We start from the raw sequence: 21,106 nt of genomic DNA on the forward strand, positions 1-21,106 counted from the left end.
TTGTGCGCGGATCTGATTTACGTAATATAAAACCAGTTCATCTGTAAGCAGTACTTGTTTATTATGCCAGCTGTATTCATACCAGCTATGCCTGGTTTTGCCAAACAATCCGCATAGAGTGGCCAATGCCACTCTGGAATAATCCTGTCTCATTTGGGTGACTGTTTGGCGCCAGATTTTTTTCTAATCTTAATTTTAAAATGCTGTTCAGCCAGGTCAATCATCGTTTCCAAAGCTGCTATTTTTAACTTTGCCTCTGCCAAAGCTTTTTCTAATTCCTGGGATCTGGGGTCCGGTAAGTTTGCGCTGGTCGGCAATTGTTGCATAATAGATGGATTTGTAGCGATTAAAGCTGTATCCTCCTGCCGGTACTTATGCTGCCAATTATAGATAGTGTAGGGTCCTGAAATGTTATATACGGACATGGCTTGCCGGATCGTCATTTCCCCCTGTTCAATATGTCGGAGAATACTTCTCTTCTGCTGGACTGTAAAAGAGCGGTGTTTCTTTTGCTGATATTTTTCTGAGCCATACAAACGCATCCAGTTGGCCAGACTGGACATTGATATCCCATAGTGTTCGCATACGGCCTGCCAACTTACTCCTGATTCTACGCTTGCCACGGCCTCTTTTATTAATTGTTTACTACACTTTTGACGACGATTTGTCCTTAAATCTGAACTTTTAAGACCTTGTTCTACTAACATAACACTTTTTTTAGTGTATAGTTTTTTCAGGACGGGTCAAAAACATGTTAGTAATATTTAGAATACGGCTTGTAGATATGGAATGTTTAAAAAGATTTTGAGGTTTAATTTTTTATCATAATTTAGTGAATGAATTGAAAGTGTTACCCAGATTTTTATGTGAAAGAGAATAGTTAGCCAATTTTAAATCATTTTTTTATAAACGTTAGCCCTGATCAACAGATAATGATGTAATCGATGGACTGCAGCATTAGTCTTGATTATCATTTTTATTTATCGACCCTGTACCGTAATAGCCTTGACTATGAAGTATTGTTTTTTATTTTTCTGTGCTTTTCTTGCAAGTCCTTTTACCTATTCCCAGAACATCTTTCTGTCAACCGGACCGGTAGGTATTGGTACTCACCTTATTCTTATCAGAGATCATATTACCATTTACATCAAAGCCCGCAAAGCCAGTGAAGCTAGTAAAGCCTCCTGCACCAACACCGGCACCTCCGGCGGAAACACCACCGAAGCCATCAACGCTGAGTGATATGTGTTATATTAGATAAAAATTAAATAAATGGCAAAAGGAAATGTTTTACTTCGAAAAGCTTTTGTTGAAATGCAAAAAGAATCCCCCGATTTAGGGGTTGCATTTAATCTTTTGGAACAATCTGCAAATAAGGGAAATGCAGAGGCACTTTACGCTATAGGCACTTGGTACTTATATGGAACATTTGTGAAAAAAAATCCTTCTTTAGCTGTTGAATATTTTATGAGTTCTGTAGAAGGGAATCACAGTAATGCATATTTTGATTTAGGCATTTGTTATGAAAGCGGAACAGGAGTTAAGAAAAACTATAAGAAGGTATTTGATTGTTATTTAAATGCTGCATTACTTGGGAATAATCAGGCAATATATGAGGTTGGGAGATGTTACTACTATGGAATAGGGATACCTAGAAATGAAAGAATTGCTGGCATTTGGCTTAGGCAGGCAAAGGAAAAAGGTGTAATAGACTAATTTGCGTCACATGGCACAATTCTCGATAACCTACCTGCTGAAAACCAAACCCACAGATCATGCTATCTCATCAAAATCCAATAATCCGGCATAAATTCACTGCCGATCCCACCGCAATAGTCCACAATAATACCATATACCTATACACCGGCCACGACGAAGCTCCCGTAGGAACGGAAGCTTATGTAATGAACGAGTGGTTGTGCTTCTCATCCACCAACCTCACGGAATGGACGGAACATCCTGTTCCATTAAAAGCAACAGACTTTTCATGGGCCAGCGGTAATGCTTACGCATCAAAGGTAATCGCGCACAACGATAAGTTTTATTGGTATGTGGCCGTAGCCCATGCTACCATTAAAGGTTCGGCCATTGGTGTGGCAGAGGCCACCAATCCGGCTGGTCCGTTTAAAGATGCCCGTGGATCGGCATTGATTACCCTTGATATGCTGCCATCAGGCGTTCATGAAAAAGCTAACCTGGATCCAACCGTGATGATCGACGACAACGGGCAGGCATATATTTTCTGGGGGAACGGACAGTGTTTTTATGCGAAGTTGAAACCCAATCTCACTGAACTGGACGGGCCGGTAAACACACTGGACCTGCCGGGGTTTGAAGAAGGCACACACCTGCATAAACGCAACGGCTGGTACTATCTTTCCTATGGCTACCAGATGCCCGAAAGAGTGGCTTATGCCATGAGCCGGAGTATGGAAGGCCCGTGGGAGTTTAAGGGAATATTAAGTGAGCTGGCAGGAAATTGCGAAACAAACAGGCCGGCGATACTGGATTTCAAAGGAAGGTCTTATTTTATTTATCACAACGGCGGACTGAAAAATGGAGGAAGTCACAGGCGCTCGGTGTGTATCGACTATCTGCATTACAATTCCGACGATACCATGAAACGGGTTATCATGACCTCCGAAGGAGTACAGATGGCATATTAAATGCAGTGCCTGTTATTATGAAAGTAATAGGCTCAGCCTGGAAAAGAAATAATCAACTCCAGTGAAAGGCTGCTTTCACCAGCGCTTCGTTGCTTTCTGCAATGGCGCCGGATGGGTCCAGCAAGGTATCTTCAAATCCTATTCTCAGGTCGTAGCCCTTATATTTAGCCACTTTCAGTATTTCCCAGCAGGTGCTGTCAAAACCATGCAACACCACGGTTTGATGCGGCTGCTTATCGGTAAGCTTATCTTCAATGGCTTTCACCGTTGCCAGTGCTGCCGTAAGCTCCTGCTCTTCCGGTTCAATTAACAGCCGGAAACATTCCTTCAGTAACCCGCTGCTACTGAAATTAGTGGCTGCCTGTGCGGAGTTGAGACCCGCTTCCACACCTATCTTCTTATCGAGTATTGCCTGTATGATGCGTTCAAAACCAGCTTCATGCCCGTTTACAGACACAAAGTTGGGCAGTACTTCCCACTCGCGGATATATGCAAGCCGCTGGCTGATATCGGGTACTATCCAGGCGCCGGTGCTGATGCCTACCGGGATTTCCGGCACAGCTGCCTTTACGGCTTTTACCTGTTCATTTACAAACTGTGGTTCCAGGGTTTCTTTACCGTTGTGGTCACGTACATGAAAATGAATAGCGCCCGCACCGGCAAGAACAGCGCTTGTGGCGGCTGCCACCAGTTCTGCTGTGGTAACCGGAATATCCGGATGATCGGCTTTGGACCTGGAACCATTTAATGCTGCTTTTATAAACATACTTCGTGGCTTTTTTGAGGTCACTGCATAAATGATACCTGTATTTTGATGATCAGCTTTTTCGCCGGTACCGGCGAAAGCAGGAGCGCCAGCGCTGTGGAGGAGGGTGATCAGATTGCAGTATTTTTTCCCTGAAGTGGGTATTTACCTGCTGCGGCAGCAGGGCAGGGCTTGTCTTCTTTCATCATTATTTTTAGCATACCGGTTGAGCTTTTTATCATAGCTTTAATCGTTTAAAAAGCTGCTGATGACGGATAATATTCTTACACAATCGTTAAAAGACATTACGGACCAGGAGATAAGTATCAACAAATTTATTGGAACGCAGAATAAAGAAGATTTTTACAAAAAAGCAGCACATCGCAGGGATGACCATTACCTGTTTATCTTTCAAAAAAAAGGCAGAAGTACGATCGTTATTGATTTTAAAGAGGTGGAATTAATTGAAAGTATGGTGTTGTGCGTGTTACCCGGACAAATTCATTATGGCATTGCAGCAGATAATAATACTGAAGCATGGCTGATCACACTGGATACTAATTTTGTAGAGGAAGATTACAGGAGAATTTTTGATGATTACTATTTTCAAAACACACCAGTAGCCTTATCCGGCTTAGAAAGTGCTTCTCTGAATGATTGTATTGAATTGATGGCGTCCATAGCGCAAAACCGCCGGCAATTGAATTTTATGCCCCAGGTAATGTATTCATTGATCAGCACCGGTATTGGAATGTTCGCTTCTGCTTATCGCCGGCAGGAGAATAAGGACGCATCTTTATCACGCACGCATCTTTTAACACAGCAATTTAAACGGCTACTTTTGCAACAGTTTAAAACACATAAAACTACTTCTGCTTACGCTACCCTGTTAAATATAACCCCTGCATACCTGAACGATGCCGTAAAACAGACAACAGGATTCACAGTAAGTTTCTGGATACAACAAACTATTATCGTGGAGGCAAAAAGACTATTGTATGCAACAAATGCATCTGTTAAGGAAATAGCCTGGCAGTTGGGTTTTACTGATCACGCTTATTTTACCCGCTATTTTTCTAATGCCGAAGGCCAGCCGCCACTGCAATTCCGCCACAATTGCCGCAAATAATCCAATAGTTCCCCTTATCCGTCCATTTTACGGGTGAATAGCTGCTGATAACTTTGCAGGAAAATAACAAATGGGAACCCACATCATTCTTACAGTCGGGGTAATATGCCTGTTATGGCTTTTATTCAGAGGGATAAAGTTTGTTTATCCTTATATCCGTCGCACAGATCTTAAAAAGTACCTGACGCCGGGAGCCTTTGCTGTTGTTACCGGCGCAACCGACGGAATCGGGAAGGCTATCGCTATGGCACTGGCAAAGAAAGGCTTTAATATCGTTTTACATGGCCGGAACGAAGATAAATTACAGGCGGTGAAACTGGAAATTGAAACGGATAACCCGCAGTGCAGGGTAGTTCTCCTGTTACATGATGGAAGCAGGAAAAGCCGGGTGAATGTGGAAGAAATTGAGCATTTACCTGTGACGGTACTGGTTAATAACGTAGGGATAGGGCCGATGAATGCACTCGCGGATTTTTCTGCTGACGAAATTGATGAAACAATTACGCTTAACATGGCCTTCCCATCACAGCTGACCCGTAGTTTGCTGCCACAACTGGGAAAACAGGCGCTTATATTAAATATTTCGTCGTATGCGGGCCTGTTCCCACCGCCCTATTTAGCGGTTTATGCAGGCTCAAAGGCATATAACAATGCCTTTTCCATTTCGCTGGCCCGTGAATTAGAAAATGTGGAAGTGATTTCAATAATAACCGGTAGTGTAAACACCGGGACAAATAAAAAGCCTGTCACCTTTATGAGGCCGGCCGCGGCCACCTATGCAAAACATGTGCTGGCCATTGTGGGTTGTGGCAGAAAGAGTATTATGCCCTATTGGCCTCATGCCATACAAACTTTTCTGATATCCCTGCTGCCTGAAAAGCTGATCGATAGCGCAACCAAAAGAGCCATGCAGCAGGAGTTAAAACGTCCGGGGGCTTAACCTGGCAGGCGTTTTAGTATAGCCAGAAAGGATCACATTCATCCTTTCTGGCTTACATCTTCCTGAAAAAATAATTATTTCGCTGCTACAACAGGTTTCTCATACCCATCTTTCTTCGCTTTCTCCGCCATTGTATTCATTCTTTTTTCTGTATCAGGGTGAGAAGAGAATAACTGGGAACCTTTCTTTTTATCACCACTGCTTTCCTGTGAGGCCTTCCACAATTTTTCAAAAGCCATAGACATGCCCCACGGATTGAGCTTTGCTGCTTTCAGAAATTCATAACCGTAGTTGTCGGCCTGGCTTTCCTGGTTGCGGGAATACGCGGAGTTAGCAACTGCTTCTCCCAATTCGCCGAGCTGTGAATCGCTCAGGGTACCGGCAGTACCGCCCTGTGAAGAAACGCCATCTTTCAGTGCGGAGGTCATCAGCGCTGTTTTGAACGCATCTTTGGAATCCTTGTTTTTTACATGTCCGATTTCATGTCCTATTACACCCATCACTTCATCATCTGTCATGGTTTGTAATAACCCGGCGCATACACGCACGCTGCCATCTGCACAGGCAAAAGCGTTGATATCCCTTACCAGGTACACTTTAAAGTTAAGGTTCATGCCCTCATAGCTGGTTACATGGTCGGTGAGCTTTTTCAGCCGCTGTGCCATCGGATCATCAGCCGGTGCAACGGGGTTGTGCTCATCCATCCACTGGATATACTCTTTGGTATACCTGATCACATCATCATCTGTGAGGGTGGCTGCTTTCACTGCTTTGGCGCCGGCGCCCAGTGTTTTTGCGTTTAATTTCAATTGTGCATTTGAGGCTAACGCAAATGACATAGTCAAAGCGCATACGAAACCGAATCGTGCGTAAACAGACATAATAAAGGTTTTTATTGTTGAAAAGGGTTAAATACTTAATGACTGCATTCAAGGTTACGGCGCGAAGATAAATATTGTTATGGTTCCATACAAACAATTTTAACGCCGTAAACGGCTCAAATGTTTTTAAAATATATTAATTTAGGGCATGTTGAAGATCCCTCTTTTCCCTGAATACGCAACCGTAGCAGCATTGCTCAAACTCTTGAACGGAACCACCGTTGCCTCATTTAAATCCATGTGGAACGCCATATGGGAATTGACCGGCACACCTCAAAACTCCGTAACCTGGACTGATCCCGATGCCTGGATCGAGGAACGCCTGAGCGGAACCGATAAAGCAACCGCGCTTAACATCTGGTTAGGTAGTAACAAAACCGTAAACCCCCGCTGGATCCGTGGCGATCAGTTTCTCATTAATGGTTATAAACTTATTGAAGAAGTGTCGGGGTTGTATAGTCTCACCGACAGAGGTAAGGTTTTTATCAGCAAAAAGGATAATGCAATTGCCCGGGAAATTGACAAGGAGGAAGGGCTGATTCAATTATTACTACAGGCAGCTGCACTGGATAAAGGGAAAAGGGCCGACTTCCTCGGGGAGTGGAAGAGTTACCTCGATACCAATAGTAACGTGAGAGAAGATAATGTAGTGAAGGAATACCTGCGCAGAAGGTTGATTAACCTGAAAAGCAGGGCTTACCTGAGCCGTGAAGGTAATAGCTATGCGATCACCGGCGAAGGACTGGCATATCTTAAAGCTGTCAATGAAAATAACCAGGATACTACATTATCACGATTAACGGTACTGAGCAGGGATGTGGAAAAATTTAATAAAGAACAGCGTGACCTGTTTCGTACCTACCTGGAGAAAACCACTCCTGCGCAGTTCGAGCGACTGGTAAGGGATTTGCTCAATGCAATGGGTTATGAAGATATTAAAGTCACCGCTATAACAAACGACAAAGGGGTGGATGTTACCGCCGTAAGTCAGCAGGGCATCACCACGGTGAAGGAAGTTATCCAGGTGAAAAGATTTACTAAAGCCAACGTGCAAAGGCCGGTGCTGGATAGCCTGAGAGGAAGTCTCCACCGGTTTGATGCTTTCCAGGGAACAATTATTACGCTGTCAGATTTTGCCAAAGGAGCCAGGGATGCGGCTTATGAGAAAGGGGCTGCACCCATAACGCTCATCAACGGGGAGAAACTAATTGATATGCTGATTGCTAATAATCTTATTATAAAGAAGAAACATCTGGAATATTATAGTATTGATGAAAGTTATTTTGATCATGATAGTGAGATGGAGATAGAATAAACGCATTATAAAAAAGGCACCAGCGCAGCCGGTGCCTTTTTTATAACAAGCCCAGGTAATCTACTTCAGATACACTTCTTTCAAATAATCCTTTAACGAAACAGGCGCCCGACCCAAAAGCTGTTCAAGTGTAGCATCATACACGTCATATTCGTTATTCTTTATCCCCGCAGCAAACATCGTGGAATAATAGATATCCTCCTCGCTAACACCATATTCCTTCAGCTGCAGTTTAAACACCAAAGGGTCAGGACTGGCATAGGTAATTCCTTTTCCTGAAACTTCGGAGAGCAGCTGGGCTATTTCCCTGAAAGAGTAGGACTTGCTTCCTGTAATAAGATAGGTTTGGCCTTCATGACCCGCTGATGTGAGCACATTGGCAATCGCTTCTCCCATTTCGGCCCGTTTCGCAAAAGCAGACTTTCCTTCTCCCGCAGGAAAAAAAATACCGTTGTCAAGTACCTGTTCCCCAATAAAAAATGGAATAGTTTCCGCATACAGGCAGTTCTGGAATATAGTGTAAGTTAAGCCGCTGCCGGTGATGATATCTTCCGTTAACCGGTAAGAATCCTGCATCTGACCAGGGTTAACGGGGTTCACCTGTTGGTTCAATGCCCCACTTGTATAGAAGATGTGCAGTACGTCAGCGATTTTCGCTGCTTCTACAACATTACTATGCTCTCTTAATCCATCATGGCTATTGGTAGATATCAACAGTAATTTATCCACACCCCGGAAAGCGCTGATCAATGAATCTATATTGGTGTAATCACCAATTCGCACATTTATTCCTTTTTCTTTCCATTTTGCCGCTTTGCTTTCATCCCTGGCCAGTGCAATTATTTCATCCGGATTAACGGATTTCAACAAATGTTCCATCACCGCTGTGCCTAAATGGCCGGTGGCTCCTGTAATTAATATCATGAGTTATTGTTTTTAGTTTATTCCGCCACCTAACGCCCTATAGAGATCCGTTACTGCATTTAATTTTTCCCGCCTGATAGCAATCGTTTCCAGCTCATTTTGAAGGGAGTTGTTCTGGGCTGTAATTACTTCAAGATAGGTGGCCTTGCCGCTTTGGTACAATAGTATGGCATCCCTTGTTCCTTTGCGGAGTGAAGCAGATTGCTGATTGACCAGTTCCAGCCGCTCGTCCGCATATTTCGATTTCGCCATTGCATCGGATACTTCGGCAACAGCCGTTAATACCCGCTGTTTAAATTGTGCCACCATCTTTTCCTGCTCAATAGCAGCTACTTCATACGAGGTTCTTAATGCGCGTTTCTGAAAAACAGGCTGCGCAATGTTGGCGCTGATGTTCTTCACCAACGAACCCGGCAAGTTGAACCACGTGTTAAACTTGAATGAATTAGCGCCTATGGAAGGAGTTAAGCTAAATGTGGGATACATGGCTGCTTTGGCTAAGCCCGTTTTTGAGTTGGCTGACATCACCGCATATTCAGCGGCCTTTACATCTGGCCGGCGACTCAGCAGCTGTGCGGGAACACCCGAAGAAAATGCCTCGTCGCTAACCAGGTTCGCAAAATTTCCGGTGCGCTCAATACTGCCGGGATAACTGCCGCATAAAATACTCAGCGCATTTTCCTGAACGGCAATTTGCTGTAAGGCAAGCGGCACCAACAGTTCGGCGGTTTTTTTCTGCGCCTCCGCCTGTTCTATCGCTAAAGAACTGATCAGTCCTGAATTGAATTGCAGCTGCATCATAGACAAGGTACTGTCGCTGAGCTGAATGTTATTCTTCGCAATCCTTAACTGTTCATCAAGGGTGAGGAGGTTATAGTAGGCCTGCGCAACCTGCACGATGATGCCGGTTTTTAAAGCCGACAGATTTTCTTTCTGTGCAAAAAAATCAGCCCTGGCAGCGCTTTTTTGCATTTTTGCTTTTCCCCAGATGTCCGCTTCCCACGAGAGCCGGAGTGTTGCGCTGAAATCATCCATATAGTTGGTCCCTAAAATCTGGTCGGTAAGGGAACCATTTAATGAATTTTTTGAGAGATAATTTCTGGTTGCACCAACATTAAGATCGGCTACAGGCAGTAATCCCAGCATAGCCTGTTTATAGGCCAGGTTTAACTGCTCCATATTCATCATGGCAATAGCCACCTCGTTATTTTTGTCCAGCGCTTTTTCTATCAGGCCGGTCAGTTGCGGATCTTTGAAGAAAGTACGCCATGGCAGTATGATGGTATCGCCTGTTACTGCTACTTCCTGGCGGAAGGTAGCAGGCATGTTGAGCGATGCCCGGGTATATTTTTTACTGACCGTACATGAAAAGATCGGCGACGCAACTACCAGGCTAATCGCTATGGTTTTGATATTAAATTTCATTACGCATGATTTATAGCATGAACATTCCCGGTTTTTGGAGAGATACGTTCCTGTAAGTATTGGAAAAGCATAAACAACAACGGGATCACAAATATTCCGAATACTACGCCCGATAGCATCCCGAAAGCCGCCCCGGTGCTGATCGATTTATTGCCCGCAGCGGTGCCGCCCTGCGCAATCATCAAAGGAATCATCCCTGCAATAAAGGCCAGGGAAGTCATGATGATAGGCCGCAGCCTCGCTTTGGCGCCATCGAGCGCAGCGTCGATGATACTCCACCCGGATTTACGCCGCTGCACCGCAAACTCCACAATCAGGATTGCATTCTTTGCGAGTAAGCCTACCAGCATGATCAGCCCCACCTGCACATAAATGTTATTGTCCAGCCCCGCGAGCTTAATGCCTAAAAAGGCGCCGAGTAAACCGGTGGGAATAGATAGAATCACCGACAACGGCAACAGGTAGCTTTCATACTGCGCTGCCAGCAGGAAGTAAACAAAAAGCAGCACCAGGCTGAAGATGATAAAGGTTTGGTTACCGGCAGCCTTTTCTTCCAGGCTTAACCCGGTCCATTCATAACCATAATCAGCGGGTAGTTTACCTAATACCTTTTCAATGTTTTCCATGATCTGCCCGTTGCTGTAACCAGGAAGACCAACAGCAGTAATGCTCACGGAATTGTAAAGATTATAACGGTCTACCGTTTCAGGGCCATACACTTTCTTTAAGGTGATGAGCGATTTGGCTGGTACCATCTGCCCGTCGTCGGTTCTCACAAATATTTCACTAAAGGCATCTTCGTCCATTCTGAACACGCCATCAGCCTTTACATTTACCCGGTAGAATTTGCCAAACCGCGTGAAGTTGGCCGACTGGTCGCCGGCGAAATAAGTCTGCACGGTACTCAGCAGATTTCTCACGCTCACACCCATTTGCTTTGCTTTGTCTTCATCCACTTCCAGTTCCAGTTGCGGATAATCGGCGCGGAACAACGTGTATGCGTATTGAACGCCGGGCTGTTGCATGATTTCACCAATCAGTTTGTCGGCGGTTGCTTTTAAAGCGCCGAGGTCACGACCGGCTTTGTCCTGCAATACGATCTCCGCACCACTGCTCACACCAAATCCTTCTACCGGTGGCATTCTTAAAGCCATCACCGATCCCTCTTTGATAGCGGCCAGTTTACCACTGATAATACCCATTACCTGGTCAATATCTTTAACAGCACCCCTTTCTTTTTTAGTTTTCAGTTTAATGAATCCCATCGCGTAAGCCGGACTGGCACTGTTACTCAGGATATTAAAACCGGTGATGGTTGTATTATTTTCAATCGCAGGGATATCACTCAGCAGGGTATCAATTTCCCGCACCACCTTTGTAGTGCGGTCAAGCGCAGTACCTGCCGGCATGGAAACACTGTAAACAATAAAATTATCGTCTTCCATCGGCACAAAACTTTTGGGCGTGGAAATCATCAGCCAGATAGCTACCCCGCTGATCAGCACCACGAAACCAATTGCCAGCCCCTTTCTCCGGGCAAGAAACCTAACGCCATTTACATATTTGCCGGTCAGGTTGGTAAAGCCGGAATTAAACCCGGTAAAGAAACGCTGACGGAAAGTTGTTTTGGCTTTCGTATCCCCGGCATGATTATTTTTGAGGAACAAAGCGCATAGTGCAGGCGTGAGTGTTAATGCGTTCAACGCAGATATAATAATCGCAATCGCCAATGTGTAGGCAAACTGCTTATAGAAAATACCGGAGGAACCTGTCATAAACCCAATAGGGATAAACACTGCCGACATTACCAGTGTAATGGCAATAACAGCCCCGGTGATCTCGCTCATAGCGCTGTGGGTGGCTTCCCTCCCGGAAAGATGAGTGCCTTCCATTTTACTGTGTACGGCCTCCACTACCACAATAGCATCATCTACCACAATACCGATGGCCAGTACCAATGCAAATAGCGTCAGGATATTAATGGTGAATCCAAATACAAGCAAAAAGAAAAAGGTACCTACAATGGCAACCGGTACGGCAATAGCCGGGATAATGGTGGAACGGAAATCCTGCAGGAACAGGAACACCACAATAAACACCAGTACAAATGCCTCTATTAAAGTTGATTTTACCTGGTTGGTGGCTTCATCCAACCGTTCTTTGGTACTCATCAGGCTGATGTATTTTATGCCCGGCGGAAATGCTTTCGACAGTTTTTTAAGTTCATTCCGCACACCGGTTTCAATTTCATTGGCATTGGAGCCGGTAGTTTGGATGATGGCAAGCGTAACCGCATTTTTACCGTTCGATTTATTATCGCCGCTATAAGTGATGGCCCCAAATTCTACCCTGGCTACATCTTTTAAACGTAACAGGTTACCACCATTTCTTTTTACCACTATATTTTCATATTGTTCAGGAAGATCTTTTTTGCCCTGGTAGCGCATTACATACTCCAGTGCTGCATTGGATTCCTCTCCCAGTTTGCCGGGGGCGGATTCCAGGCTCTGATCTGCTATGGCCAACCTGATGTCGTCGGGCACCAGCCCGGCATTGGCCATTTTTCTCGGGTCCAGCCAAATGCGCATGGAATAATCCTTAGAGCCAAATACCTGCGCCTGTCCCACACCGGGGATCCGTTTGATCTGTGGTATCAGGCTGATGTTCGCATAGTTCTGGAGAAACAGTTCGTCATACCGCGTATTATCATCGGTATAAAGATTAAAGATCATGATCATGCTGTTCTGCTGCTTGGAAGTAGTAAGCCCCATTTGTACTACTTCCTGCGGCAGTCGTGGCGTGGCCTGTTGCACCCTGTTCTGCACGTTCACGGCTGCCTGGTCGGCATTCACGCCCTGTTTAAATACCACGCTGATGGAAAAGGAGCCATCGTTACTTGCAGTGGATTTGATATACTGCATGTCTTCCACGCCGTTGATCAGTTCTTCCAGTGGTGTAACCACGGAACGGATCACAGCCTGGCTATTACCGCCGGGGTAGGAGCCGCTTACCATTACGGTAGGTGGCGAAATATCGGGAAACCTTGTTACGGAAAGCCGCGTAATCCCGATGATACCCAGTATGAGCAGTACCACGGAAATCACGGTGGCCAATACGGGCCTGTCTATTATCTTTTTTAACATCCTGATTAGTTTTGAGAAGAATGAGCGGAGGTTTGTTTGGCAACGGCTGGCGCAACAATTTTAGGCACCACCGGCATGCCGTCGCCCAGTGTTTCTATATTGTTTACGGCAATCCTGCTACCGGGCCTGATGCCATTACGCACCAGGTAATTTTCACCCACTCTTCCGGATATTTCAATGGGCTGCATCGTAACCTTGTTGCTGTCTGCCAGCACGAAAACAAAAAATTTGTCCTGGATATCCTTTACGCTGGCCATTGGAACCTTCAGCACGGAGGAGAGGGTTTTATTCACTACAATCCTTGCTGAACCACCGGAACGGAGCAGTTTATCCGGGTTTGGGAAAACGGCTTTAAGGGAAATGCTCCCGGTAGACCGGTCGATGTTCCCGCTGGCGGTTTCCAGTGTGCCTTTGTGGTTGTAAACACTGCCGTCTGCCATGATCAGTTCCACGGTGTTGCGGGCAGCGGTTTGCTGCTCTTTCACATAGGACAAGTATTCCGCTTCACTCATAGAGAAATAAACAAACACCTGGTCGATTTCAGAAAGGGATGTCAGCGGCACGGCATCCGCAGGTGTAACCAGGTTGCCGGTACGGTTGGGGATTCTTCCAATGTAACCGCTCACGGGTGCCTTTATGATGGCAAATGCTGCATTGATCCGGGAAGAACCTAACGTAGCCGCGGCTTGTGCCACCTGCGCAGTGGCTGCATCGTAGGCCGACTGCGCAGTTTTTAGCTGCATTTCGGATACTACTTTGCCGGCTACCAGTGGTTTTAGTTTTTCTATCTCCAGGCTGGCATTCGCCTGGGCGGCCAGCGCCGATTTCAGCGCAGCCTGGCTGCTGTTCACCTGTTCATTAAATACATCGCCTTTGATCCTGAACAGCGACTGCCCCTTGTTTACAAAATCCCCTTCTTTTACATAGATGGCTTCCAGGTAACCAGACACCTGGGCTTTGATATCCACATTCACACTTCCTTCTATGAGCCCCGGGTATTTCTTCTCCACAGTAGCATCGGTTGCAGAAGTCTGGATAAAGGCAACTTCAGGCGCACCCTGCTGCCAGGCCCCTGATTGTTGCCCGCCGGAGCCACAGGAAGCAAGTAGGCCGAGCGCTATTATACCGGGTAGCACCCTGAATTTCACCGCATTGAAAGGCTTTATAATTTGATGTGTCATCTTCATAAAAAATTAATTTCCGGAGCAAAGGAAGCTGTTAATAAGGGGGGATGATGGTTGAAATCAACTGAACCGTGAATTTTGACAGCTGAACCGATGACGGTATTACCTGATCCGGGGGAGATACAGGTGGGTTGGGCGCCTGTTTTAACGGTTCAGGCGCAGGGTTTTACAAATCAGTATCATCCTTATCGATGAAAGAGCTGATCTTCACTTATCTTTGCCCTCATTATTCTAACAAGTGATAAATTGATCTTTTGAGATGATAAATCTATATCGTAAAACAGCATTGATCGAAGCAGTATCTTATCTGATATTATTATTTGTGGCGATGCCCATGAAATACATCTTCTCTGTTCCCGAACCGGTAAAGTATTTTGGGTGGCTGCATGGTGTATTATTTATCGCATTTATTGCGCTCCTGCTTTCCTGCTGGATTAAATACAGGTGGAGCATAGTTAGGGTGGCCGGCTTTTTCGTGGGATCGCTGCTGCCGTTTGTACCCTTTATATTTGAAAAGAAACTGAAGGAAGAATACGGAAACTGATACACCTGATCAGGAATCTAACCAGGCTTTTATTAAATGCGCTTTATCCCGGCTCACAATCACTTCCACATCAGGATGTTTCTTAATCATGATTTTTAATTTCCCGTGGAAGTAGTTATGCACATGCTGGATGGAATCGATATGAAGAATGAATTGCCGGTTGGCCCGGAAGAATAATTTAGGGTCCAGCTGCAGCTCCAGTTCTTCCATACTCTGTGGAAGAATTTCTTCCATTCCATTTTTCAGCCTGGCCCTGGTGATCTTTAGTGCGGAATAGAAATATACCACTTCCTCTACCAGCACTGTCTTATAGCCGTCGCGGTACGGTAACAAAAAGCGGCTTCTGTAATCTTTGGGGCGAAGGAAATTGGCAATTCCGGCTATTGATTTATTGAGATCTACCTGTGTGTAGCGCTCCAGTTTCGAAAAAGCCGCTTCCAACTCTTCTTCTTCCACAGGTTTTAACAGGTAATCAACACTGTCAAATTTAAAAGCACGCACGGCATATTCATCATAGGCTGTGGTGAAGATGATGGCGCAATTTATTTTTACGGCATCAAAAATGTCAAAACTTAACCCGTCAGAGAGTCTTACGTCCATCATCACCAGATCCGGTGCATCGTTTTCTTCAAACCACTTGATGCTGTCGGTAATACTTTCCAGCACCGCCAAAACAGAGGCCTTCGGCCGGATGTTGCCTATCAGCCGCTTTAGCCTGTCGGCATTGGGCTTCTCATCTTCTATAATTAATACTTTTTCGATCATAATTTTATCAAGGGAATAATTACTTTAAATGAATCTGCATCATGCACAATTTCCGGCAGCCTGTCGGAAAGCAGCTGGTACCTGCTGATGATATTATGTATACCGATACCGGAAGAACTTACCTGTTTCTCAATGGGGATCAGGATATTCTCCACCACTAAATTTTCATTATCAAGATATACTTTGATGATGAGCGGATTATTTTTTACGGTCTTATTATGTTTAAGGGCGTTTTCAACCAGCAACTGCAGGGTGAGGGGCGGTACATGTAAATTATTGTTGTTGGTATCCACATTAATTTCAAAGTGTACACCGCTGCCTACCCGGTGCTCAATCAGGAAAATATAGGCAGTTAAAAATTTTAGTTCATCTGAAAGAAGAATAACGTCTTTCCTGGAATTTACCAATAAATAGCGATACACTTTGGAGAAATTCTCCGCGTACTGATAACCCAGTTGCTGGTTTTCGAGAATGAGTTCAGACAGTACACTCAGGTTGTTAAAAACAAAATGAGGATCAATTTGAAGCTTCAACGCCTGGAGCTCGGCCTCTGTGGCCGCCTGTTTATGTGTGGCAGCACTGAATTTATATTCTGCCGCCTCCATCGCCGCATTTTTCCAGTTTAAAATTAAGAAATCGCCCGTATGGATGGCAATGATCACAAATGAAATAATAACGCTGGTGACAACCCATTGAATAAGCCCCCTGATTTCTTCAATAGGCCAGTCAACATATCTTGTAACAGACTCGCCGTTTACCAGGCTATAGCAGAGTAAATTCGCCATGATGATCAACAGTACACTCACCATATTAAGACTGGTTTCTATTGCCAGCCGCTTTCCGGGATGTTCGGGCCACGGCAGGAGTTTATTGAGTTTGGCATGAATAGCAATACCAGACTCAGAAATCAGCAGGCAGGAAATGAGAGAAACCAGCCACTCTGCCAACAGCGTGAAAATATTTCTGTCGAAGTAACTCTTCCAGAAAGATGCATAAGGATCTATCACATAGGAAACGAGGTACATTAATATGAAAGCAAAAAAAACGAATAAAATCCGCTTCCCTTTGTTACTTAAAAATGTTTCCCTCTTAGTCATATGTTCTTTAAATTTTGTAGAAAGATGTGGTCCTTTATCAAAAGTTAAACGCGGTAAAGGTACATCGAATAAATTCCTGACGGCTTATCTCCGGCCGGCAGGAGTCCCTGTTCAATCCGGCAAATGTTGCATTTTACCCGCTGAAAGTGTCCACTTTATTGCCCAATCGCCGGAAATGGCTCCTGAATGTCAGCATTGGCGTATCTGAAGCAGCAGTCATCAAAAAAAACAAGCGGCAAATGGCGGTAACCGCCTTGCAGGGTGTCTACTCTAAAAGCCGTCATCACGCAATGCAGATACCACGTATAAGAAACGCCCGCCGGTTTTTTACCGGCTTACTTTGCAGCTTCTCCCTCGCCACAGCTGCGCAACAAAAAGAGCTGGTCGCCTATGCCAATACATTACAGGGCACCAATTCCGAATTTTCACTTAGTAATGGCAATACGCATCCTTCTACAGCACTGCCTTTTGGCATGCATGCCTGGTCTGCACAAACAGGCAAAAACGGCGACGGCTGGAAATATCAATATAAAGCCACTACCATCCGCGGCTTCCAGCAAACGCACCAGTGCAGCCCCTGGGTGGGCGACTATGCCGTATTCAGCCTGATGCCGGTAACGGGAAAGCTCACCGTTGGAGAAGAGGAGCGCGCTACGGCTTTCAGTCATGCGGATGAAATAGCCCGCCCGGACTACTACAAGGTAACTTTCGCCAATAAAATCACCACCGAATTATCGCCTACGGAAAGAGGTGCACACCTGCGTTTTTCTTTCCCGGCAAAGCAACCAGCCTACATTGTGCTGGACGGCTATGATGCCCTGAGTGGTGTACAAATATTTCCGTCAGAAAGAAAAATTACCGGCTACGTCACCAATGGCCGCTTTATTCCCAAAGGCTTCAGGAACTATTTTGTGATCGTGTTCGACCAGCCCTTTGAAGCCAGCGGCGCCTGGGAAAATACAAACAACCGGATCTTTGCAGATACGCTATCCGCCGAAGGAAAAGGCGTAGGTGCATTTATACGTTTTAAAAACGGCGCTGTGGTACAGGCCAGGGTTGCTTCTTCCTATATCAGTGCCCAACAGGCGGAACTTACCTGGCAACAGGAACTCAAATCCTTCACCAGGCTGGAACAAACAAGGGCGGCTGCCGCCAGAATCTGGAACACCCTCTTTGGCAGGGTGCTGGTGGAAGGTGGAACGGAAAAAGATAAAGCCACTTTTTATTCCTGTCTTTTTCGCGCCAATCTTTTCTCACATACATTCTTTGAATACAACAGCAAAGGAGAACCTTATTACTTCAGTCCATACGACGGTAAGATACACAATGGGTACATGTACACCGACAACGGCTTCTGGGATACCTTTCGCGCACAGTTCCCGCTAAACACCATCCTGCACCCCACTATGGAAGGGCGCTATATGCAGGCGCTGCTGGATGCACAACAACAATGCGGCTGGCTCCCTGCCTGGTCGTTTCCCGGCGAAACAGGCGGTATGCTCGGCAATCACGCCATTTCCCTGCTGGCCGATGCCTGGGTGAAAGGTATCCGCACCTTCAATCCCAAACAGGCGCTGGACGCCTATTTCCACGAAGCCATGAACAAAGGCCCCTGGGGCGGCGCCAATGGCCGCGCAGGTTGGAAAGAATATTATCAGCTGGGCTATGTAAGTTTCCCGGAGTCGCACGGCAGCACCTCGCAAACATTGGAATACGCATACGATGATTTCTGCGGTTATCAACTGGCGAAGCTCACCGGCAACGATTTCTATCAGTACGTTTTTGGTCGCACCATGTATAATTATAAAAACCAGTACGACAGTCTCACCGGGTTTATGCGTGGCCGTAAGCTGGATGGCGCCTGGCTGGAAAACTTTGATCCGTATGAATGGGGCGGCCCCTACACAGAAGGAAATGCCTGGCACTGGCAATGGTCGGTATTCCACGATGTACAGGGCCTGATTAACCTGATGGGAGGAAATACACCCTTCATCACAAAACTGGATTCGGTTTTCAGCGCCCCCAATAAAGTAAATGTTGGCGCTTACAAACAAACGATCCACGAAATGACGGAAATGGTAAATGCCAACATGGGACAATATGCACACGGCAACCAGCCCGTGCAACACATGATCTATCTTTATAACTATGCCGGTCAACCCTGGAAAACACAGGCGCACGTACGGAATGTAATGACCAGACTTTACAATGCAGGCGAAAACGGGTACCCCGGTGATGAAGACCAGGGGCAGATGTCGTCCTGGTACGTGATGAGCGCTATGGGCTTTTACAGCGTGTGCCCCGGCACGGATCAATACGTGATCGGCAGCCCGCTGTTTCCGAAAATGACGGTAACACTGGAAAACGGGAAGCGGTTTGTAGTGGAAGCCCGCAACAACAGCCCGGAAAATGTATATATCCAGTCGGCGGTGCTCAACGGCAAACCCTGGCCGCATAACTGGCTCCGGCATGCGGATATCGTTAATGGCGGCGTGCTGCTGCTGGAAATGGGCAATAAACCGGCTACCGGCCGGGGCATCACAAACGAGGATAAACCTTTTTCGTTAAGCAGCCGGTAATAACACGGCTGCAGGTAATTTCGTACCGACATTAAGAATTTCGTACTGAAACGATTAAATTAGCCCGTAGTTCGAATTCATGTCGATGCGAAAAGATTTTTCCACGTATACAGATGAAGAGTTGTTCCTGTTTGTAAAGCAGGGGCATAAGGATGCGTTTGAGGATATCTACAGGCGCTTCTGGCAGGAGTTACTGGATGCCGCTTACCGGCGCGTAAAAGTGCAGGAATCCGCCATGGAGCTGGTGCAAAGCCTGCTGGTAGACCTGTACCTGAAAAGGGAAACCATTTCTCTGAACACCTCGCTCCGCAATTACCTGCACACGTCACTGAAAAACAGGGTACTGAATACCATCCGTTCACAATTGGTGCGTAACACCTATCAGCAACACGTATTGAACGACAACAGCCACTATGCGTCCGATGCCGCCAGCACCCTGCAATTAAAGGAATTGCAGCGGCATATAGATGAGTCCTGCGCCAGCATGCCCGAAAAATGTAGGGAAGTATTTTACCTGAGCAGGAGAGAGCAGTTGTCGTACCAGCACATCGCGCGGCAACTGAATATTTCGGTGAACACCGTAGAGAAACATATGGTGAAAGCGCTGAAAATACTGCGCTCTCACCTGAAACAATACCACTACATCGTGTTCTGGTGCGTGGTATCCCTGTTGCTGCTGTGGGGGCAAATGTCAAACTATTTTGAATCGTGATGGCGGTAAGCCATTTTTCAGGTGTCTAATGTTAGAGAGACTATGGATATGAACAACACCCGGTTAAAAGAATTATTGGATAAATACCTGGACGGTACAGCCACTGAAGTTGAAATCAGTGAGGTGGACAATTGGTACAGGTCTTTCGAAAATGATCCGGCCTTCACCGCGCAATTCAGCCCGGAGCAACGCGCTGCGTTGGAACAGCTGATCTTCCTGCGTATCAGTCGCCAGGTAGACGCAGCGGAACCACGGGTGAGCTACCGGTCTGTTCGTTGGTGGGCTGCCGCTGCTGCTGTGGCTTTGCTCATTACCGCAGGCGCATTCTTCCTGATTCGTAAACAACCGGTTCAACCGGGAAAAACGATAGCAAGCGTAACAGAACAAACAACTAAAAAAGGTATAAAAAAGATCAGCCTGCCGGATAGCAGTATCGTGTGGTTGAATATAGACAGTAAGATCCGGTATGAAGAAGCTAAAGGCCGGGAGATCTGGCTGGATGGAGAAGCCTACTTTGAAGTAGCACCCAAACAAGGCGCTCCCTTTTTGGTACATGCCGGTACACTCAATATTAACGTACTCGGAACCAGCTTTAACATCGACGCCTATACGCCGGATGCAAAAGTAACCGTAACGGTAGCCAGCGGAAAAGTAGCCATTGGCAATGATCAGCGTAGCCATACTACATTGGCCGCCAATCAGCAGGCTATTTACCACGCTGCAAAAGATCAGCTGGAAACAAACAACATCGCTGCCGCCGACATCAGCGCCTGGACACAGGGGCAGCTGATCTTTAAGAAAGCTTTGTTCCGCGATATTGCACAAAAACTGGAACGCAGGTACGATGTACGTATCCTGTTTGCCAGCGAACAAATTGCCAACTCATTGCTCACCGCCCGGTTCGATGCCAACGTGCCGTTTAAAAACGTACTGGGTATGCTGTGTGATATCTATGGGTTTAGCTACCGGCAAACGCCGGGCAAAAACGAATACCTGGTTTACAAAAAAAGTCAACCAAATAAATAATCCGGAAGGATCAGCCACGAGGCGTGATAAT

At 46.0% G+C, this 21,106-nt stretch carries 19 protein-coding genes; 10 read left to right on the forward strand and 9 right to left on the reverse strand.

Annotated features, from left to right (window positions below; all coding sequences use genetic code 11):
* Window positions 1–149: 149 nt before the first annotated feature.
* Complete coding sequence (locus B5Z18_RS29275; RefSeq protein WP_079472503.1) at window positions 150–707, reverse strand: transposase; 558 nt, start codon at window positions 705–707, stop codon at window positions 150–152.
* Window positions 708–1,011: 304 nt separating this feature from the next.
* Between B5Z18_RS29275 and B5Z18_RS29280 the strand changes: the two genes are divergently transcribed.
* The 3 genes from B5Z18_RS29280 to B5Z18_RS29290 are packed head-to-tail and all read left to right on the forward strand — an operon-like array spanning window position 1,012 to window position 2,666.
* Window positions 1,012–1,242 carry a hypothetical protein gene (locus B5Z18_RS29280; protein ID WP_079473133.1) on the forward strand — a complete coding sequence of 77 codons (231 nt, stop codon included), beginning with the start codon at window positions 1,012–1,014 and terminating at the stop codon, window positions 1,240–1,242.
* A gap of 30 nt (window positions 1,243–1,272) precedes the next feature.
* Window positions 1,273–1,716 (forward strand): tetratricopeptide repeat protein, encoded by a 444-nt coding sequence (locus tag B5Z18_RS29285; protein WP_079473134.1) that lies wholly within the window; start codon window positions 1,273–1,275, stop codon window positions 1,714–1,716.
* 59 nt (window positions 1,717–1,775) lie between these two features.
* Complete coding sequence (locus B5Z18_RS29290; protein WP_079473135.1) at window positions 1,776–2,666, forward strand: glycoside hydrolase family 43 protein; 891 nt, start codon at window positions 1,776–1,778, stop codon at window positions 2,664–2,666.
* Window positions 2,667–2,718: 52 nt separating this feature from the next.
* Here the strand turns inward: B5Z18_RS29290 and B5Z18_RS29295 are convergent, their stop codons facing one another.
* On the reverse strand, window positions 2,719–3,432 hold the full coding sequence (locus tag B5Z18_RS29295; RefSeq protein WP_079473136.1) for a 3-keto-5-aminohexanoate cleavage protein: 714 nt from the start codon (window positions 3,430–3,432) through the stop codon (window positions 2,719–2,721).
* A gap of 247 nt (window positions 3,433–3,679) precedes the next feature.
* Here B5Z18_RS29295 and B5Z18_RS29300 point away from each other — a divergent pair, with 247 nt between their 5' ends.
* Both B5Z18_RS29300 and B5Z18_RS29305 read left to right on the forward strand, forming a co-directional pair.
* A complete protein-coding gene (locus B5Z18_RS29300; protein WP_079473137.1) occupies window positions 3,680–4,540 on the forward strand; it encodes an AraC family transcriptional regulator in 861 nt (286 codons plus the stop codon).
* Between the two features lie 70 nt (window positions 4,541–4,610).
* On the forward strand, window positions 4,611–5,480 hold the full coding sequence (locus B5Z18_RS29305) for an SDR family oxidoreductase (RefSeq protein ID WP_079473138.1): 870 nt from the start codon (window positions 4,611–4,613) through the stop codon (window positions 5,478–5,480).
* Between the two features lie 74 nt (window positions 5,481–5,554).
* On the opposite strand, the gene B5Z18_RS29310 is transcribed toward B5Z18_RS29305, so the two are convergent.
* The gene (locus B5Z18_RS29310) at window positions 5,555–6,319 is read right to left on the reverse strand and encodes a M48 family metallopeptidase (RefSeq protein WP_079473498.1); all 765 of its coding nucleotides are present in this window, start codon (window positions 6,317–6,319) and stop codon (window positions 5,555–5,557) included.
* 190 nt (window positions 6,320–6,509) lie between these two features.
* Between B5Z18_RS29310 and B5Z18_RS29315 the strand changes: the two genes are divergently transcribed.
* Window positions 6,510–7,676, forward strand: coding sequence for a restriction endonuclease (locus B5Z18_RS29315; RefSeq protein WP_079473139.1), 1,167 nt, complete (start codon window positions 6,510–6,512; stop codon window positions 7,674–7,676).
* Between the two features lie 60 nt (window positions 7,677–7,736).
* Here the strand turns inward: B5Z18_RS29315 and B5Z18_RS29320 are convergent, their stop codons facing one another.
* From B5Z18_RS29320 to B5Z18_RS29335, 4 genes are read right to left on the reverse strand one after another with little or no spacing between them, the layout of a single operon-like run.
* Complete coding sequence (locus B5Z18_RS29320; protein WP_079473140.1) at window positions 7,737–8,600, reverse strand: SDR family oxidoreductase; 864 nt, start codon at window positions 8,598–8,600, stop codon at window positions 7,737–7,739.
* Between the two features lie 12 nt (window positions 8,601–8,612).
* The gene (locus tag B5Z18_RS29325) at window positions 8,613–10,025 is read right to left on the reverse strand and encodes a TolC family protein (RefSeq protein ID WP_079473141.1); all 1,413 of its coding nucleotides are present in this window, start codon (window positions 10,023–10,025) and stop codon (window positions 8,613–8,615) included.
* A complete protein-coding gene (locus tag B5Z18_RS29330; RefSeq protein ID WP_079473142.1) occupies window positions 10,025–13,168 on the reverse strand; it encodes an efflux RND transporter permease subunit in 3,144 nt (1,047 codons plus the stop codon). Before B5Z18_RS29330 ends, B5Z18_RS29325 begins: the two co-directional genes overlap by 1 nt.
* A 5-nt stretch (window positions 13,169–13,173) precedes the next feature.
* Window positions 13,174–14,349: an efflux RND transporter periplasmic adaptor subunit gene (locus B5Z18_RS29335; protein ID WP_079473499.1), complete on the reverse strand. Its 1,176-nt coding sequence runs from the start codon at window positions 14,347–14,349 to the stop codon at window positions 13,174–13,176.
* Window positions 14,350–14,611: 262 nt separating this feature from the next.
* On the opposite strand from B5Z18_RS29335, the gene B5Z18_RS29340 reads away from it, so the two are divergent.
* The gene (locus tag B5Z18_RS29340) at window positions 14,612–14,896 is read left to right on the forward strand and encodes a DUF3817 domain-containing protein (protein ID WP_079473143.1); all 285 of its coding nucleotides are present in this window, start codon (window positions 14,612–14,614) and stop codon (window positions 14,894–14,896) included.
* 9 nt (window positions 14,897–14,905) lie between these two features.
* Here the strand turns inward: B5Z18_RS29340 and B5Z18_RS29345 are convergent, their stop codons facing one another.
* Both B5Z18_RS29345 and B5Z18_RS29350 read right to left on the reverse strand, forming a co-directional pair.
* Entirely contained in the window at window positions 14,906–15,661 is a 756-nt protein-coding gene (locus tag B5Z18_RS29345; protein WP_079473144.1) for a LytR/AlgR family response regulator transcription factor, read from the reverse strand.
* Entirely contained in the window at window positions 15,658–16,758 is a 1,101-nt protein-coding gene (locus B5Z18_RS29350) for a sensor histidine kinase (RefSeq protein ID WP_079473145.1), read from the reverse strand. Before B5Z18_RS29350 ends, B5Z18_RS29345 begins: the two co-directional genes overlap by 4 nt.
* A gap of 146 nt (window positions 16,759–16,904) precedes the next feature.
* On the opposite strand from B5Z18_RS29350, the gene B5Z18_RS29355 reads away from it, so the two are divergent.
* The 3 genes from B5Z18_RS29355 to B5Z18_RS29365 all read left to right on the forward strand — a co-directional run bounded on the left by B5Z18_RS29355 (window position 16,905) and on the right by B5Z18_RS29365 (window position 21,075).
* Window positions 16,905–19,337 carry a GH92 family glycosyl hydrolase gene (locus B5Z18_RS29355; protein WP_235016078.1) on the forward strand — a complete coding sequence of 811 codons (2,433 nt, stop codon included), beginning with the start codon at window positions 16,905–16,907 and terminating at the stop codon, window positions 19,335–19,337.
* Window positions 19,338–19,422: 85 nt separating this feature from the next.
* Window positions 19,423–20,049, forward strand: coding sequence for an RNA polymerase sigma-70 factor (locus tag B5Z18_RS29360; protein ID WP_159454476.1), 627 nt, complete (start codon window positions 19,423–19,425; stop codon window positions 20,047–20,049).
* A 42-nt stretch (window positions 20,050–20,091) separates the two neighbouring features.
* On the forward strand, window positions 20,092–21,075 hold the full coding sequence (locus B5Z18_RS29365; protein WP_079473147.1) for a FecR family protein: 984 nt from the start codon (window positions 20,092–20,094) through the stop codon (window positions 21,073–21,075).
* Window positions 21,076–21,106: the final 31 nt, after the last annotated feature.

The organism is Chitinophaga ginsengisegetis (assembly GCF_900168065.1).
GTDB lineage: Bacteria > Bacteroidota > Bacteroidia > Chitinophagales > Chitinophagaceae > Chitinophaga > Chitinophaga ginsengisegetis.